The organism is Pantoea sp. A4 (genome assembly GCF_000295955.2).
In the GTDB taxonomy this organism is placed as follows: Bacteria; Pseudomonadota; Gammaproteobacteria; order Enterobacterales; family Enterobacteriaceae; genus Pantoea; species Pantoea multigeneris.
The window spans coordinates 102,256-119,174 of record NZ_ALXE01000039.1 but is presented as its reverse complement, the minus strand read 5'-3'; the positions used below and the strand labels follow the sequence as shown (position 1 = coordinate 119,174).

Genomic DNA, 16,919 nt, shown 5'->3' with positions numbered 1-16,919 from the left:
ATACAGAAGCAAAATCGAATAAGGCGTTGCAAATGCGACAGCGTCTGCCATTCAACTGTTGTATTTGCAGCACACAATTTTGATGAGAAATTGCGTAACTCACTGTTTATCATCCACAAAGCCACTTGTGAAAACTGGCACGTATTTCGCTAAGGGCTATATAACTAAAAAATTAGCCAGATTCAGCATCATTTTTAATAAAGTTATATAGGAATGTGATAATGACTGACGCAGCCAATGAAAAAATCAATGTTTTCTGGTTTCTTCCTACTCACGGCGATGGCCGCTACCTTGGCACAACCGCAGGAGGACGCGCGGTGGACCTGCCCTATTTACAACAGGTGGCACTGGCTGCTGATAACCTTGGTTTCTATGGCGTGCTTATTCCCACCGGTAAGAGCTGTGAGGATTCCTGGCTGGTAGCATCGGCGCTGGCACCCATAACCCGACGCTTAAAATTCCTCGTGGCTGTGCGTCCAGGATTGCAACCGCCTACGCTGGCAGCCCGGATGGCGACGACGTTGGATCGCCTGTCTGAAGGTCGCTTATTGATTAACGTGGTGACAGGCGGTGATCCGGTTGAGAACAAAGGTGATGGCATCTTTCTCAGCCACAGTGAGCGCTACACCGTTACGCGAGAGTTCCTTGATGTCTACACGCGCCTGCTGCGCGGTGAGAAAGTTGACTATAAAGGGGAGCATATTCATGTTGAGGGGGCGGAAGTGCTATTTCCCCCGGTACAGGAAAATGGCCCGCCGCTGTTTTTTGGCGGCTCTTCGGCAGAGGCTATTGATGTTGCAGCCGGTCAAATTGACACGTACCTGACCTGGGGTGAGCCACCAGAACAGGTGGCAGAAAAGCTGGCAGTGGTGCGTGAAAGGGCCGCGCAGTTAGGTCGTAAAGTTGAATATGGTATTCGCCTGCATGTGATCGTGCGTGAAACAGAAGAGGAAGCGTGGGCCGCCGCAGACCGACTCATTGCCCATCTGGATGATGACACCATCGCGCAGGCGCAGAAAATCTTTGCGCGCATGGACTCTACCGGACAAGCGCGGATGAGCGCCTTACATAATGGGTCGCGCGATAAACTGGTGATTTCGCCAAATCTCTGGGCTGGCGTAGGGCTAGTAAGAGGCGGCGCCGGGACGGCATTAGTGGGGAGTGCAGAACAGGTCGCTGAGCGCATTCGCGAGTATCAGGCTTTGGGGATCACCCACTTTATTTTCTCTGGTTATCCGCATCTGGAGGAGGCTCATCGCGTCGCGGAATTATTATTACCCTTACTGCCGCTTGCGCACGGAAATACTTCTTCGGCACGTACCATCAATACCGGCCCCTTTGGTGAGACCATTGGTGGAGATAAAAGGCCGACAAAACAGACCAGTGCCAGCTAAGATGCTTACTTACCTTGTTTGAAACAGGAGCGATCATGAACCGTCCTCATGTGGTGATTATTGGTGGAGGTTTTTCTGGTACCGCCGTTGCGATCCATCTCGCACGCCTGACCACAGAGCCGCTACACATCACCGTCGTTGAGCCACGTGCGACCCTGGGCGGTGGCGTAGCCTACTCTACCTTTGAGGCAGCGCACCGTATTAATGTTCCCGCTGCGCGTATGCAACTCAGCGGCGATGAGAAAGGGGATTTCGACCGCTGGTATCGCCAGCAGCAAGCGTTTCGGCAAGACCCGGATGCACTGAGACCAGATGGGGCAGTCTATCCACAGCGTAGTCAGTTCGGACATTATCTGGCAGAAAAATTTGCACAGGCAGGGCAGCTGCGTGCGGATGTCCAGTTGCACCATCATCGCAGTGAAGCGGTTAGCTGGAAGGAGGGCGAGGTAGTGACGGCTGATGGCGCGCATCTCAAGGCGGACATCACTATTCTGGCAGTCAGCCATCCGCCGCCGGCATTGCCACGCCAGCTACTTTCTCTGGCGGAGCATCCCGCCCTGATCGCCAATCCCTGGTCTGCGGGTGCTCTGGATCAGATCCCAGCCGATGCCAGCGTTGCGATTATTGGCACCGGATTAAGCATGGCAGACGTGGTGGCCTCTTTGTCACTGCGCGGACATCACGGCCCGCTGCTGGCTTTCTCACGTCGTGGGCAGCTCTCGCGTGACAACCTGAGCGGGGAGTGGCCCGAATGGACATTGCCGCTGCTGTCCCCCAATGCCACTGCGCGTCAGTGGCTCAGACACATACGCAACGAAGTCCAGCGTGCTTCCGCTCAGCAACTGCCGTGGCAGCGCGTGCTGGATGAGGTTCGGGCGCAGGGACAGACTATCTGGCAAGGCTTTTCCCTGACTGAGCAGCGTCGCTTCCAGCGCCATTTGCGCAGCTGGTGGAACGTGTACCGTTACCGTATTGCACCGCAACTCTCTCAGGTGATAGGGCAACGGCAGCAACAAGGAACGTTAACCGTGTTAGCGGCGCGAGCTCAAACAGTTGAGGCCAGCGGGGAACAACTGACTCTGCGGCTAAAAACACGCAAAGGCGACAGTCAGTCACATCAACTTGATTATCTTATTGTGACAACGGGTCCGGCGCATGCCGACCTCACCGACAGCCAACCGTTGCTCAGTCAGCTGCGCCAGCAAGGCCTGATAAAACCTGATGCACTGCATCTGGGAATTGCAGTCGATGCGCACTCCCATGTTCTCAACGCCGAAGACGGTGCAGAAGCGCGCATTCTCATTAGTGGGCCTGCCGCTCGTGGCCGATTTGGCGAACTCATGGGACTTCCCCAGGTGGCTGATCATGCTTTGGCTGTCGCGCAAGAAACCCTGAATACACTCAAGACTCTCGCTCACAGGCGATGTCCCGTGACAACGTCCTGATACGTCCCGTTTCCTGAACCGCTGAATATTATCTGGCTACGTTCGCGTAGCCACGGCTTTGCTATGGAGAAAATTTATGTCATCGCAACGTGAAATCCGCCTTAATGCTTTTGATATGAACTGTGTAGGACATCAGTCACCGGGATTGTGGGCGCATCCTCGTGACCGTTCCTGGCAGTATAAAGATCTGGAATACTGGGTGGATCTGGCTCGCATTCTGGAGCGCGGAAAATTTGACGGTTTATTTATTGCCGATGTCCTCGGCGTTTATGATGTGCTGAATGGAAATGGTGATGCGGCGCTTCGTCAGGCTACGCAGGTTCCTGTGAACGATCCCCTGGCGTTAATAACGCCGATGGCACTGGTCACCGAACATCTCGGGTTTGGCCTCACGGCTTCTCTTTCGTTTGAACACCCTTATCCTTTTGCCCGGCGTCTCTCCACGCTCGATCATCTCACCAAAGGCCGCGTTGGCTGGAATATCGTGACCTCATACCTGGAAAGCGGTGCGCGCAATATCGGCCACAAAAACCAGACCGATCATGATAGCCGTTATGACTATGCTGATGAGTACCTGCAAGTGATCTATAAACTGTTGGAAGGCAGTTGGGAGCAAGGTGCCGTAATCCGCGATCGTGAACGACGCATCTTCACGGACCCGACGAAAGTCCATCCGATCAATCATCAGGGAACATTCTTCAACGTTCCTGGTATCCACTTATCTGAACCCTCTCCTCAGCGTACCCCGGTGTTGTATCAGGCCGGGGCATCCAGCCGTGGCAAGCAGTTCGCCGCGGAACATGCCGAGTGCGTATTTGTAGCTTCCCCTTCCAAAGTCTTGCTCAAGAAAACCGTGGCGGATATACGCCGACGGGCAGCAGAAGCAGGGCGCGATCCGCGCAGTATTCTGATCTTTAACCTGCAAACGGTGATCGTGGCGGAAACCGATAAAGCGGCGCAGGAGAAGTGGCAGGAATACAAAAGCTGGGTCAGCTACGAAGGGGCGCTGGCGCTGGTCTCTGGCTGGACGGGCATCGACTTCGGGCAGTATCAGCCTGACCAGGTGCTCAAATATCTTCATACCAACGCCATTCAGTCAGCGGTAGAGACGTTTTCCACTGCCGATCCCAATCGCCAGTGGACGGTGGGTGCCCTGGCAGATTGGGTAGGAATTGGTGGATTTGGCCCATTACTGGTGGGAAGTGCAGAAACCGTGGCGGATGAGCTACAGAGTTGGGTTGAAGAGACAGATGTCGATGGCTTCAATCTAGCGTATGCGTTGACTCATGAGTCCTTCAGCGATGTGGTGGAGCTGTTGATACCGGAACTGCAAAAGCGCGGGGTCTACAAACAGGATTATGCCCAAGGGACGCTGCGAGAGAAGCTGTTCTCAGCGGGACCACAGTTACAGCACCCCCACCCAGGCGCAGGTTATCGCCGCAGTACTACGCCATCACAACCTGCATTGTCTCCACAGGAGACAAGATAACGGTTTGCGAAGAGGCCATACGCTGAAGATCGGCGTTGCGTTGCCGCCAGGCAGTGGGAATATCATCACCCGGATAAGCGGTCTTATCTGGGTATTTTTGTTGGCAGGAAAATTAATTATATATCTGATTTTAAACAATAATATATGATCATAAGTTGTTTTGCCTCGACCCATAATCGCCGTATAACACGCCTTACCTGCTACTAAAATAAAGGTAAGGATCATGAGTTCTGTTTCCGTGGAAAGTACTTTGCCCGTCTCTGAGCCCGTTCGCTCGGTCAGTGATGTGGCGCGTTTAATTAACACCAGAAGTAATAAAAATACCTATGCCCGAATGATTGTGTTTCTGGCGTTGGGGGGCGTATTTCTCGATGCCTATGATCTCACAACGCTGTCGTATGGCATTGATGACGTCGTGAAAGAGTTTCAACTCTCGCCGTTTCTCACCGGCTTAGTGACCTCATCGATTATGGTGGGCACCATTGTCGGGAATCTGGTCGGCGGATGGTTAACCGATAAATACGGGCGCTACTCGGTCTTTATGGCCGATATGCTGTTCTTTGTCGTCTCTGCGATCGCCGCCGGTTTAGCCCCGAATGTCTGGGTGCTCATTGGGGCACGCTTCCTGATGGGCGTAGGTGTAGGGATTGACCTGCCGGTGGCGATGTCTTACCTGGCTGAATTTTCCAAGTTTGCTGGCAAAGCCAATAAAGCGTCTCGCCTTGCTGCATGGTGCCCGATGTGGTATGCCGCCTCTTCTGTCTGCTTCTTCCTGATTTTTGGCCTCTATTTCCTGCTGCCTAAAGAGCATCTCGACTGGCTCTGGCGCGCTTCACTGCTGTTTGGTGCGGTACCGGCTTTATTGATCATCGCCGTGCGTAGCAAGTTTATGAATGAGTCTCCACTTTGGGCGGCCAACCAGGGCGATCTCAAAGCGGCGGTGCGCATCCTGCGTGACTCGTATGGCATACATGCTCACGAGGTGGCGGAAGAGAAAACGACTCAGCCTGCACCACCCAAAGTCAGCTTTACGGTGTTATTCGAGAAACCCTGGCGGGAACGCACCATCGTGGCGGGCGTGATGAATATCTGTATCTCCTTTGAGTACACCGCGATTGCCTTTTTCCTGCCGTCTATCCTCGCCCAGTTCCTCGGTGCTGGCGTGTTTGAAACTATCTCAGCTTCCCTTGGCCTGAACGCCCTGTTTGCGTTTACCGGTGGGCTGTTGGGCATGCGCCTGGCGTGGAAATATCCTTCGCGTCATGTGGCGATTGCCGGGTTCGCGATTCAGTTTATTGCGCTGATCTCGCTGGCGTTAATTGGTCATCCCCAGGCACTAATAGGGGTAGTGTTTGCGATTTTGATGTTAGGGGTGTGGCTGTTTGCTGAAGGCTTCGGTCCTGGCGCACAACTCATGATCTACCCCGCACTCTCTTACCCAACGTCAATACGTGCAACCGGTGTGGGGTTCAGCCGTGCGCTTTCCGGCATTGGTAGTGCATTGGCGCTGTTTATTTTGCCGATTTTGCAGGCCTCTTTGGGCACCAACATGTTCTGGGTGGTTTCTCTGAGCGCCATCATCCCTATTTTCTTCCTGCTGGCGGTGCGTCATGAACCCACGCGTCAGGACATTGATGACACAACCGATTAAGGATATTGCCATGACTCATCTTGCAACCGGCACAGACTATCAGAAGCTGGCTAACCATTTTCGCCCTGTTTTTCATCGTATTGCGGCTGGCACCGTGGAACGAGAGCGCACTCGCACCTTGCCGGTAGAACAAATCCAGTGGTTAAAGGAAGCGACGTTTGGCGCGGTGCGCATCCCTGTTGAAAAAGGTGGATGGGGGGCTTCGTTGCCGCAGCTCTTCCAGTTATTAACGGAGCTGGCCGAAGCCGACTCAAACATACCGCAGGCGCTGCGCGCGCATTTTGCCTTCGTGGAGGATCGCTTAAATCAGCCGGACAGCCCGGTACAAGACCGTTGGTTCCGCCGTTTTCTCGATGGCGAAATCGTTGGCAGCGGCTGGACGGAAATCGGCAACGTTAAGCTGGGCGATGTCATCACGCAGGTCACTGCTAAAGGAGAGAGGTGGGAGCTAAACGGCGAGAAGTTTTACAGCACCGGTACGCTGTTTGCCGACTGGATTGATGTTTTTGCCCGACGCACCGACAACCAGCGCGACGTGATTGCTATCGTCAATACACATCAGTCTGGCGTCAGCCGGGAAGATGACTGGGATGGATTTGGTCAGCGACTGACCGGCAGTGGCACCACGCGTTTTGTCGCAGCGGATGTCGAGCAAGATCACGTCTATGATTTCTCCGAGCGCTTCCGCTACCAGACTGCGTTTTATCAGCACGTGTTACTGGCGACGCTTGCAGGTATCGCCCGGGCCGTGGTGCGTGATGCCGCAGCGGGGGTTAAAGCCCGTCAACGTATTTACAGCCACAGTAACGGTAACGCCTCGCGTGATGATGTGCAGGTGCTACAGGTGATTGGTGAGATCAGCAGCCTGGCATTTGCCGTAGAAGCGAGCGTGCAGCGGGCGACACATTCACTGCAATCAGCATATGAGGCACACATTCTCAGTGATGAAGGCGTGATCCGGGATTACAACACTGTCGCTGAAGCGGAGGCCGGGCAGGCTCAGGTGATCGCGAGCGATCTGGTGCCACGTGCGGCAACGCTGTTATTTAACGCCCTGGGCGCATCAGATACACGATTGAGTAAGGCACTGGATCGCCACTGGCGTAACGCCCGGACGATTGCCTCACACAATCCGGTGATCTACAAAGCGCGTGATATTGGTAACTGGTTGGTTAATGACGTCGCGCCTACCAGCATCTGGGCGATTGGTCGGGGAGAAGGGTAGGGGAGTGAGGAAGCCGGTTCGCCGGCTTCCTTGAGGTTCTATTTTTTATCCTGAGACCAGGTGGCTTTGCTCACATCCACTTTCACCGGCAGTAGGCCAACGCGGGAGAAGTCATCGGCGAGCTTCTGCTGCTCAGCAAATACCTGTGGCGTCATGCGTGAGGCACCGTAAGGCATTCTTGCCAGCGAGGCCTGCCAGATGCTTTGATCTAAGCCGGTGGATTTCGCCAGGATAGCCGCTGCATCACTCTTGTTAGCATTTGCCCATGAACTCAGTTTATCCAGTTCATCAATCACCTGTTTTGCCGCTTCAGGGTAGCCTTCAGCAAACTTCCGGCTGGCGAGGAAGAAGGTGTAATGCGGCACTAATCCTTCTGCGTTCGCCACTTCACGTGCGCCTGTATGCGCTTCGACTTCGGCCAGATACGGGTCCCAAATTACCCACGCATCCACAGAGCCACGTTGAAATGCCGCGCGGGCATCCGCAGGGGCGAGATAGACCGGCGTAATATCCTTGTAGCTCAAGCCGGCTTTTTCCAGTGCAGCCACCAGCAAATAGTTAACGTCTGATCCTTTATTCAGAGCAACACGTTTACCTTTTAGATCGGCGACGGATTTAATCGCAGAGGCTTTAGGGACGACAATCGCTTCGGTTTTAGGATTGGCCGGAGAGTGACCAAGATAAATCAGGTCGGCTTGTGCCGCCTGAGCAAAGACCGGGGGCGCATCGCCAGTGGCGGCCAGGTCGATGCTGCCGACATTTAGCCCTTCCAGCATTTGTGGGCCAGCCGGAAACTCAACCCATTTAACATTAATCCCCTCCTGCTTGAAACGCGCATCTAACGTGCCGCGATATTTAAGCAGTGCGAAGATGTTGGCTTTCTGATAGCCAACGTTCACCGTCTCTGGTTGAGCGGCATAACTGGTGCCAGCCATCAGGCTGATGCTCAGCGCCAGTGCGCTGAAAAAATAACCTTTTGCTTTCATTTTTGCTTTTCCTGGGGAGTTTTAACCTCACCATAGCAAAGCGGTTTTATAACTTTAAATTACTCAATGTCATTTACTTATAACCAAAGTGGGATTGCTATGGCGGTTTAGCACTATAATTCACTGTAATCAGTAGTTTTGTCGTGTGATAAATGAGCATCTCCGACGAAGTTCATCATTAACTTATTGATATACAGATAATATCTACTCTTCTGATTAAATACTTAGCAAGGTAATAATTTGTATTGAAAATAAAAATGAAAAACCACATATCTTCTGCCAGGATACGAAAAAAGATCCTCAAATGGTTAGTTGCCTTATGAAATGGTTTTCCAAAAATGCCTTGCTGTTCTCAGCTAAAACCTGTCTGGCTGCTTTTCTGGCGTTTTACACTGCACTTGAGCTTAATCTGGATAAACCCGCGTGGTCACTGACCACGGTTTATGTGGCTTCACAGCTCTATTCTGCCTCTACCGTATCAAAATCGGTGTTTCGCTTTCTCGGCACGGTGTTAGGTGGCTTGTTTGTCTTGTTGGTGTATCCGGCCACGGTGCAACATCCGGTGATGTTTAGCCTTTCGATTTCCCTGTGGGTGGCGTTATGCCTGTTTCTGTCGTTACGCGACCGGACGCCAAAAGGCTATATCTTTATGCTGGCGGGTTACAGCGCAGCGATCATGGGGTTCCCGGACGTGACTCAGCCCGGCGCTATCACCTATACGGTGATTTCGCGTATTGAAGAGATCACTGTTGCTATTGTTTGTAGCAGCCTGGTGCACAGTTTAATTTTGCCCGTATCGATGCGTGGGATGTTGGAGCAGAGCGTCAACGTCTGGTATCAAAACGCCCGCAAGTTGTGCAGTGAGTTAGTCACCATCATTCCCCGCGACAAGTCGCTGGAGCGAGAGGACATCCTGGTACAGATGGCCAACTTCCCGCTCAATGTTGAAACACTGATTACCCATCTGGTTTATGAAGGGGATGCCGCAAAGAAAATGGTGCGGCTAGTCAGCGTACAGTATCAACACTTGTCTTACCTGCTACCGACACTCACCGCGATTGAAGCGCGACTGAACTTACTGGCTCAGCAAGAAATCCGCTTTACTGAGTCTGTTGCACAGGCTTTCGCGGCGTTTATTCAATGGCTGGAAGACAGTGACAATCTGCGCGATACGCAACAAATCCAGCAGCAATTAACCGCCACTCAGCAACGCTTGCAACAGGACTGGGAAGGGCAAACGCTGAGTGCTGAAGAGAGTATTTTGCTGATCGGCCTGCTGGAACGTTTGATGCACTTCGTCCGTATTACTTCGGCATATCATAACGTCAGCGAGCGGGTCAGTGAGGTCACCGTGCGGGCGGAGCCGGGTAAAGCGGCGGCTCGCGCCACCAAGCACATGGATATCGGGCTGATGGTTCTCTCCTCCTTCACGGCGTTTCTCGCCACCTTTATTACCTGCCTGTTCTGGATCGGCAGCGGATGGCCAGATGGTTCTACCGCACCCATGATGGCAGCCGTGCTCTGTTCATTCTTCGCCGCCATGGACAGCCCGATTGCACCAATGAAGCTGTTCCTGAAAGGCGTGGTGGTGGCAATCGTCATCAGTATTTTGTATGCCACACTCCTGATCCCGCAGGCGATCACCTTTGAGTCATTGATTATTATTTTGGCACCGGGGTTAATCGCCATGGGGTTGGTTATCGCTAATCCGGCCACTAACCTGATTGGGCTGATTATTGCGACACAGATCCCTGGTTTTATCGGTCTTGGACACGATTTCAAGCCTGATTTGGTGTTGATCATCAATGCCGCCGTTTCAACGCTGGTAGGCATTGCGGTCGCGCAGATTTTGACCGTGGTGATCCGCAGCCGCCGACCTGCCTGGACTGCGAAGCGTGCTGTACGCAAAGGGATTCGTGATCTGATCCAGTTTGTCTCCACCATCGAACGCGGCGTGGCAACGCTGCTCACGCGGCAGCAGTTTGTGGCGCGAACGCTGGACCGCATCAATATTATCCTGCCGCGCCAACGCAGTGATGCCGATGCAGAACTGAATGCCGGTGGGAATCTCATCACGGAAGCCTGGTTAGGGGCGAACTGCTTTGATTTCTATATCCGCCATCGTGAACTGCTGGAAGCCCATCACCTGCCGACAGAAGCCCTGTTTCACGAGTTAAACATGTTTCTCAAACGCCGACTGAAGTCGCTATATGCCACACCTCAGGACGCTTTGTTACAGGAGCTAAACCAGCTTTTGCTGGCGTTGGAACAGACCGCACATGCCGATACCCGTGTCTTTCAACCGCTGTTCCATCTGTTCAATATTCGGCTATCGCTGTTCCCGACGGCGCGCTGGCCTGAACGCGATAGTACAATAGCGCTAACGTCTTAACGGGGTAAACTGGCAGAGATATGCTCTGCCAGTTCTTTCCAGATAACGATCCGTCCCCTATCCAGATAATAAATTCAAACTATAAAGCACATCTCTTCCATATCTTTTTCTTTTAACTGAATGGATTTTTAATAAGATGATTTAAGAAATAGTTAGAAGTCTCATATTTAGATATCCCTGAAGGTTATGCTAATTTAACCATCTGATAACATTAATAAATTCTATAAAAATTAGTGACTTATAAAATTAATAATTTGCATTAAAAATATAAGTGCTAAATTCCTTAGCATCTGTCAGGATACGTCAAAATTATCCCTTCTGACGTTGTGGTTCTCCTCAATGAAGTTGTTTTCAAAAAGTGCGCTGCTTTTTTCAGGTAAAACCTGTCTGGCGGCGTTTCTGGCGTTGTATGTCGCTCTTGAATTAAATCTGGATAAACCGGCCTGGGCGCTGACCTCGGTGTATGTGGTGTCACAGCGCTTTTCTGCTTCAACGGTTTCAAAGTCGGTGTTTCGCTTTCTCGGCACGGTGCTGGGAGGGCTATTTGTCTTGCTGATCTATCCCAACACGGTGGAGTATCCGCTGTTATTCAGTCTGATTGTATCGCTCTGGGTCGCGGGCTGTCTTTATCTGTCGCTGATGGATCGCACACCAAAAAGTTATGTCTTCATGCTGGCGGGTTACAGTGCGGCAATCATGGGGTTTCCCCCCGTCGCAGATCCCACCGCGATTACCTATACCGTCATTTCACGTATCGAAGAGATTACCCTTGGGATTGTTTGCAGTAGCCTGATCCACAGCCTGCTCTGGCCGGTATCGATGCTGGGGATGCTGGAACAGAACATGAAAACCTGGTATCAGCACGCCAGCCACCTCTGTATTGAGTTGATCACCCACAAGCCAAAGCATAAATCGCTGGAGCAGCAAGATATCCTGATCCAGATGGCGAACTATCCACTGAGCGTGGAAGGGCTCATTACGCACCTGGTGTACGAAGGGGATGCGGCAAGGAAAATGGTGCGTCTGGTGAGCGTGCAGTATCAGCATCTCTCCTATCTGCTCCCCACGCTGACGGCGATTGAAGCCCGTTTGCAATCACTGGCTGAACTAGAAGTGAAATTCCCGCAGTATGTTGCAGAAACGTTCAGCGCTTTTCTGTCGTGGCTGCAACACGCCGAAAACTTTACCCGCAGCGGTGATATTCAGGCGCAACTGATGGATGCACAGGCGCAGTTACAGCTGGCCTGGAGTGAAGAGAGCATGCCAGCAGAGAGTGTGATTTTATTAAGCGGTTTGCTGGAGCGGCTGGACCACTTTGTCCGTATCTCATCGGCGTATCAAAACGTCAGCGATCGCATCAGTGAGGAAACCTTACATGCCCGGCCCAGCCAGGCAGCACGTAACACCCGGCATATCGACAGTGGGCTGCTGCTGCTATCCGCCTCCACCGCTTTCCTCGCAACCTTTATCAGCTGCCTGTTCTGGATCGCCAGCGGTTGGTCCTACGGTTCCAGTGCGCCGATGATGTCCGCGATTGTCTGCTCCTTCTTCGCGACGATTGATAGTCCAGTGAAGCCGATGAAAAAGTTCCTGCATGGGGCGCTGGTGGCGATGGCACTGAGCCTGTTCTATGTGGTGGTCCTCATTCCACAGGCGCTGACCTTTGAAACGCTGATCATTTGTCTTGCTCCTGGGCTGTTCCTGCTAGGGTTGATTATCGCGAATGCCACCACCAGCCTGGTGGGTTTGATTGTGGCGACCCAACTTCCGAGCTTCATCGCGCTGGGGCATCATTTTCATTCGGATATTTTATCCATTAGCAATGTGGCGCTCTCCTCGCTGTTTGGCATTATTGTGGCGGTGGTAATGACCGCCCTGATCCGTAATCGCCGCCCTTCGTGGATTGCGAAAAGGGCAGTGCGGCGAGGCCTGCGCGATCTCATCCGCTTTGTTTCTGCGATTGATCGTGGTGTGGCAACCTTGCTCCTGCGCCAGCAGTTTGTGGCGCGGATGTTAGACCGGGTGAACTTTATCTTGCCGCGCAAACGCAATGACCCTGATGCCGAACTGGATGCGGGAGGCAATCTGATCGTTGAAGCCTGGCTGGGGGCAAACTGTTTTGATTTCTATGGCCGCTACCGCGAGCTACTGAATGAAAACCATGTTGGCATAGAGGCGATGTTCCATGAGCTAAAACTCTACCTTGCCGCGCGCCTGGAAAAACTGCAGACGCAGCCCCATGAAGCGTTGCTGTTCGAGCTGAATCTGTTACTGATTAGCCTTGAAACGCGGGCGCGTAAGGACCCGCGTCTGTTTCATCCGCTCTGCCATCTCTTCAATGTGCGTTTAACGTTGTTCCCGGCTGCCCGTTGGCCGGAAATTGAGATCCTGCTCTCCTAGGCGGTTTCCTGGGTTGAAAGTGTCTGACAAGGCTGCCTTCCGGCAGCCTTTTTGATCACCGTGACTAACAGATTCACTGTAGAGGGTAAATGTGCAGAATATTTCGCCAGTTCGCAGCGGAATATGATGAAAGTCTACATTCTGGTGACAAATTGCATTCTCATTAACCCCTGCTGCGAGTAAGCTCAAATAATCACAATCAGATTGCGGGATAGATCCGCCTTACGGGAGCAGCAAGCATGACGGTAAAGATGATTGCAGTGGATATGGATGGCACTTTTCTGGATGACAACAAAAGCTACAACAAGCAGCGCTTTTTGCGCCAGTACGCTTTGTTGAAACAGAAGGGCGTCCGCTTTGTGGTCGCCAGTGGCAATCAATATTATCAGTTGCAGAAGTACTTCCCTGAAATTAAAGATGAAATTGCGTTTGTCGCTGAGAATGGTGCCTGGGTTTCCGATCACAATGAAGAGATTTTCTGCGGTGAACTGGCCAAAGAAAAAGTGCATCAGGTGCTGGATATCCTGGCGCAAGAGACCGATCTCACCCTGGTACTGTGCGGACGCAATGGCGCTTACATTCACAACTCAGCCTCTGATGCGGTGATGAAGAAATTGAGTAATCACTACGCGCGCCTGGAAAAACGGGACGACCTGAAAAATATTGATGATACCTTTTTCAAAATCGCCCTCCAGCTGGACAACGCCGGTGTGGACGCGCTAATGACGCGATTGCATGAACAGTTGGCGGCCGTGGAAAACATCATGCATCCGGTTTCCAGCGGTTTCGGCTTCGTGGATCTGATTATCCCCGGTTGCCATAAGGCCCATGGTATTGGGTTGTTACAGGCAAAGTGGAACATCCCCGATTGCGAAGTCCTGGCGATTGGCGACAGCGACAACGATCTCGAAATGCTGCGTCAGGCGGGTTACAGCTTTGCCATGGAAAATGCGGTAGACAGTGTTAAAGCCGTCTCTTCCTGGCGTACGGAAAGTAATGAAGACGAAGGCGTGCTCAATGTGATTGCCCGTTTGCTGGCGCGGGAAAAACCCTTTGCCTGATCGCCAGAACACGAAAAGCAGGAGCCATTATTCCGGCTCCTGAATGCTCCCAGCACGACGATAATTCTCTTCCATTTCATCCAGCGCCTGCTGATTTTCCAGCCCCCATTGGTACATCTGTTCAATGGGCTGGGCAAACACGCGTCCTAGAGCGGACAGGCGATATTCGACGTGGGGCGGTACCACGGCAAACACTTCACGTTCGATTAATCCACGCTGTTCTAACTCGCGCAGCGTCTGGATCAGCATTTTTTTAGAAATGCCATGCAGACTGCGTTGCAGCTCTCCGGTGCGTGCTGCGCCATTCGGCCAGTGCCACAGTGCATGTAACACCATGGTGCTCCATTTGACATTAAACAAGTCGAGCAGGCGGCGTGGCGGCGAATCGGCATAAAAACAGAGTTTTCCATCAACCCAGGCTGGCATAGTTCCTCACAGTGGTAACCAAATGGTAACTACTATCTATTAAGTAACCTGAAGTTTATAGTGTGCGGCATAATTTGTCAGACCGGAAGAGAACAACCATGAAAATTAACGCACTGGTAGCGCAACATGCTGATCAACCCATAAAAGCCGGCACAGTCAGCCAGCGTGATCTGCAGGCGGCCGACGTCAGTATTGATATTCTGTACTGTGGTGTCTGCCATTCAGATCTGCATATGGCGCGTAACGAATGGGGTGTAAGCCAGTATCCGATGGTGCCAGGGCATGAAATCGTCGGGCGCGTTAAGGCGGTTGGCGCTCAGGTAACCCGTTTCGCGCCGGGCGATTTGGTTGGGGTAGGGGTGATGGTCGACTCCTGCCAGACCTGTCATTTCTGTCAGCAGCAGGAAGAACAGTATTGTGAAGCCGGTTTCACGGCAACCTATAACGGTACTGATAAGTACACTGGCGGTACCACCTGGGGCGGTTATGCACAAAGCGTAATGGTGGATGAGAAATTTGTTGTCTCAGTGCCAGAAAATCTCGCGATGGAAGCTGTTGCCCCGTTGCTGTGTGCGGGTGTCACGGTCTGGTCACCGCTGCGCTATTTTGATGTTAAACCGGGCGACCGTGTCGGCGTTATTGGCCTGGGTGGCCTGGGACACATGGCGGTAAAACTCGCGAGTGCACTGGGTGCGGAAGTGACGTTGTTTACCACTTCACCACAGAAAGGCGAGGATGCCCGTCGTCTCGGTGCGACCCATGTCGTGGTTTCACGTGATGCTGAGCAAATGGCCGCGGCCAAAACCTCTCTGGATGTGATCCTGGACTGTGTCGCAGTGCCACATGATTTGAACCCGTATCTCGCGACGCTGAAAACCAACGGTAAACTGGTATTGGTGGGCATCCCGGATGCGCCACACCCTGCGGCAGACGTGACACCGATGGTATTTCGTCGTCTGAGCATTACCGGGACTTCCATCGGCAGTATTCGTGAAACGCAGGAGATGCTGGACTTCTGTGGTCAACACAACATCACCGCAGATATCGAACTGATTGCCGGTGAAGAGATTGAAACTGCCTTTGCCCGTATGCTACGCAGCGATGTGAAGTATCGCTTCGTCATTGATATGCAGCGTACTCGCTGGTAATCAGGACACTGCGCCTGCCACTGCGGGCGCAGAATTTCAGGCTGAATTCGCCAGAAAAAACACCTTTAACTCATTGATTTACAATAACCCCCTCAATATTCCTTCGCCACTCCTCGCTTCATGCCTCTTTCAGGCCATTTGCATTATCAATGCAAATGATTATCATTTTATTATTGAGGGTTCAGTAACCTGATTCGTAAAGGGTAACAGCATGGATGAGTGGGACGAACAACAACGCGCAGCACTGGCCGCTTTTCTGGCGGAAGGTGAAACGCTGGCTCCATTAATGATGTGGCAACTATTGCTGCATCTCGACGTCGTACAGGCGGAGGGGTGGGAGCTGGAAAGCGCCGGGAACCGTGCCCGGATTGACCGTTGCTATCACGCGCTGTTCAAGCAATGGCATCTGCATTTGGAAAATGAAGGTCTGGTGAACCAGGTCGATAACCGCTGGTATGCCAGCGAATGCGCGCCCTGTTCTGAACGTGTAGCACAACGGATTGACGATATGAAAATCCGCCTGCAACAGTGTACACGCTGGCACCAGCAAGGAGGCGATATGGTGAATAACCTCTTGCCAGAGACCACAACGCTGGCAGATATCTTATGTGCTCCCTCGTTGTGTCATCCTATGTTACCTGCATTTGCCCGACAAACGGATCATCACTGGCTGCCCGAGTCTCACCCGCTGATGTGGATATCGTCCGTGCATATCCAGCAGCTGGCGCAGCAACCCCCTACGGCGGAGTAACGTTCTCAGCAGAACGGCCCCAGACTGCTATGATCAGGTGTCTGTCGGGAAAACAGGAGCGCCCTATGCAATGGCTGGTCAACGGTGGGATTGTCTTATTGACCGTGGTGTTAATGGAAATTGTGGCGGCGCTATCGCATAAATACATTATGCATGGCTGGGGTTGGGGCTGGCATCGCTCGCATCATGAACCCCACAGTGGCTGGTTTGAAATTAACGATCTGTATGCCGTGGTGTTTGCCCTGCTGGCGATAGCGCTGATTTGGTTTGGTGCGCAGGGAATGTGGCCGCTACAGTGGATAGGCGCAGGCATGACGGCCTACGGGCTGCTCTATTTCATTATGCATGACGGGCTGGTGCATCAGCGTTGGCCGTTTAAATATATTCCGCGACGCGGTTATTTCCGCCGCCTCTACATGGCTCACCGTATGCACCATGCTGTGCGCGGGCGGAAGGGCTGTGTGTCATTCGGCTTTATTTATGCGCCGCCGCTGGAAAAATTACAGCGGCAGCTACGTGAGTCGACGAGCAAGAAAAGGAAAACCTAGCCT

At 52.6% G+C, this 16,919-nt stretch carries 13 protein-coding genes; 11 read left to right on the top strand and 2 right to left on the bottom strand.

Annotated features, from left to right (window positions below; translation table 11 throughout):
* Positions 1–221 precede the first annotated feature (221 nt).
* The 5 genes from ssuD (at position 222) to B880_RS0117280 (ending at position 7,204) form a co-directional block, all read left to right on the top strand.
* The gene (gene ssuD / locus B880_RS0117300; protein WP_017348709.1) at positions 222–1,394 is read left to right on the top strand and encodes an FMNH2-dependent alkanesulfonate monooxygenase; all 1,173 of its coding nucleotides are present in this window, start codon (positions 222–224) and stop codon (positions 1,392–1,394) included.
* A 35-nt stretch (positions 1,395–1,429) separates the two neighbouring features.
* Positions 1,430–2,839, top strand: coding sequence for an FAD/NAD(P)-binding protein (locus B880_RS0117295; RefSeq protein WP_017348708.1), 1,410 nt, complete (start codon positions 1,430–1,432; stop codon positions 2,837–2,839).
* A 76-nt stretch (positions 2,840–2,915) separates the two neighbouring features.
* Positions 2,916–4,328, top strand: coding sequence for an LLM class flavin-dependent oxidoreductase (locus B880_RS0117290; protein WP_017348707.1), 1,413 nt, complete (start codon positions 2,916–2,918; stop codon positions 4,326–4,328).
* A 223-nt stretch (positions 4,329–4,551) separates the two neighbouring features.
* Positions 4,552–5,979, top strand: coding sequence for an MFS transporter (locus B880_RS0117285; RefSeq protein ID WP_017348706.1), 1,428 nt, complete (start codon positions 4,552–4,554; stop codon positions 5,977–5,979).
* Between the two features lie 10 nt (positions 5,980–5,989).
* On the top strand, positions 5,990–7,204 hold the full coding sequence (locus B880_RS0117280) for an acyl-CoA dehydrogenase family protein (protein WP_026042732.1): 1,215 nt from the start codon (positions 5,990–5,992) through the stop codon (positions 7,202–7,204).
* Between the two features lie 38 nt (positions 7,205–7,242).
* On the opposite strand, the gene B880_RS0117275 is transcribed toward B880_RS0117280, so the two are convergent.
* Complete coding sequence (locus tag B880_RS0117275; protein ID WP_017348704.1) at positions 7,243–8,190, bottom strand: sulfonate ABC transporter substrate-binding protein; 948 nt, start codon at positions 8,188–8,190, stop codon at positions 7,243–7,245.
* A 319-nt stretch (positions 8,191–8,509) separates the two neighbouring features.
* Between B880_RS0117275 and B880_RS0117270 the strand changes: the two genes are divergently transcribed.
* The 3 genes from B880_RS0117270 to B880_RS0117260 all read left to right on the top strand — a co-directional run bounded on the left by B880_RS0117270 (position 8,510) and on the right by B880_RS0117260 (position 14,043).
* On the top strand, positions 8,510–10,582 hold the full coding sequence (locus B880_RS0117270; protein ID WP_017348703.1) for an FUSC family protein: 2,073 nt from the start codon (positions 8,510–8,512) through the stop codon (positions 10,580–10,582).
* 339 nt (positions 10,583–10,921) lie between these two features.
* Positions 10,922–12,982: an FUSC family protein gene (locus B880_RS0117265; protein ID WP_017348702.1), complete on the top strand. Its 2,061-nt coding sequence runs from the start codon at positions 10,922–10,924 to the stop codon at positions 12,980–12,982.
* Positions 12,983–13,221: 239 nt separating this feature from the next.
* On the top strand, positions 13,222–14,043 hold the full coding sequence (locus B880_RS0117260; protein WP_017348701.1) for a Cof-type HAD-IIB family hydrolase: 822 nt from the start codon (positions 13,222–13,224) through the stop codon (positions 14,041–14,043).
* Between the two features lie 27 nt (positions 14,044–14,070).
* Here the strand turns inward: B880_RS0117260 and B880_RS0117255 are convergent, their stop codons facing one another.
* The gene (locus B880_RS0117255) at positions 14,071–14,469 is read right to left on the bottom strand and encodes a winged helix-turn-helix transcriptional regulator (protein ID WP_017348700.1); all 399 of its coding nucleotides are present in this window, start codon (positions 14,467–14,469) and stop codon (positions 14,071–14,073) included.
* 98 nt (positions 14,470–14,567) lie between these two features.
* Between B880_RS0117255 and B880_RS0117250 the strand changes: the two genes are divergently transcribed.
* The 3 genes from B880_RS0117250 to B880_RS0117240 all read left to right on the top strand — a co-directional run bounded on the left by B880_RS0117250 (position 14,568) and on the right by B880_RS0117240 (position 16,916).
* Positions 14,568–15,617, top strand: a complete 1,050-nt coding sequence (locus B880_RS0117250) for an NAD(P)-dependent alcohol dehydrogenase (protein WP_017348699.1) — start codon at positions 14,568–14,570, stop codon at positions 15,615–15,617.
* A 211-nt stretch (positions 15,618–15,828) separates the two neighbouring features.
* Entirely contained in the window at positions 15,829–16,368 is a 540-nt protein-coding gene (locus tag B880_RS0117245) for a hypothetical protein (protein WP_017348698.1), read from the top strand.
* A 65-nt stretch (positions 16,369–16,433) separates the two neighbouring features.
* A complete protein-coding gene (locus tag B880_RS0117240) occupies positions 16,434–16,916 on the top strand; it encodes a sterol desaturase family protein (RefSeq protein ID WP_017348697.1) in 483 nt (160 codons plus the stop codon).
* Positions 16,917–16,919 lie beyond the last annotated feature (3 nt).

Excerpts from the sequence above, each read along its gene's own strand:
- B880_RS0117255 (WP_017348700.1), bottom strand. The coding sequence starts at position 14,469 with ATGCCAGCCTGGGTTGATGGAAAACTCTGTTTTTATGCCGATTCGCCG.
- B880_RS0117260 (WP_017348701.1), top strand. The coding sequence starts at position 13,222 with ATGACGGTAAAGATGATTGCAGTGGATATGGATGGCACTTTTCTGGAT.
- B880_RS0117290 (WP_017348707.1), top strand. The coding sequence starts at position 2,916 with ATGTCATCGCAACGTGAAATCCGCCTTAATGCTTTTGATATGAACTGT.
- B880_RS0117285 (WP_017348706.1), top strand. The coding sequence starts at position 4,552 with ATGAGTTCTGTTTCCGTGGAAAGTACTTTGCCCGTCTCTGAGCCCGTT.
- B880_RS0117270 (WP_017348703.1), top strand. The coding sequence starts at position 8,510 with ATGAAATGGTTTTCCAAAAATGCCTTGCTGTTCTCAGCTAAAACCTGT.
- B880_RS0117265 (WP_017348702.1), top strand. The coding sequence starts at position 10,922 with ATGAAGTTGTTTTCAAAAAGTGCGCTGCTTTTTTCAGGTAAAACCTGT.
- B880_RS0117250 (WP_017348699.1), top strand. The coding sequence starts at position 14,568 with ATGAAAATTAACGCACTGGTAGCGCAACATGCTGATCAACCCATAAAA.
- B880_RS0117280 (WP_026042732.1), top strand. The coding sequence starts at position 5,990 with ATGACTCATCTTGCAACCGGCACAGACTATCAGAAGCTGGCTAACCAT.
- ssuD (WP_017348709.1), top strand. The coding sequence starts at position 222 with ATGACTGACGCAGCCAATGAAAAAATCAATGTTTTCTGGTTTCTTCCT.
- B880_RS0117245 (WP_017348698.1), top strand. The coding sequence starts at position 15,829 with ATGGATGAGTGGGACGAACAACAACGCGCAGCACTGGCCGCTTTTCTG.
- B880_RS0117275 (WP_017348704.1), bottom strand. The coding sequence starts at position 8,190 with ATGAAAGCAAAAGGTTATTTTTTCAGCGCACTGGCGCTGAGCATCAGC.
- B880_RS0117295 (WP_017348708.1), top strand. The coding sequence starts at position 1,430 with ATGAACCGTCCTCATGTGGTGATTATTGGTGGAGGTTTTTCTGGTACC.
- B880_RS0117240 (WP_017348697.1), top strand. The coding sequence starts at position 16,434 with ATGCAATGGCTGGTCAACGGTGGGATTGTCTTATTGACCGTGGTGTTA.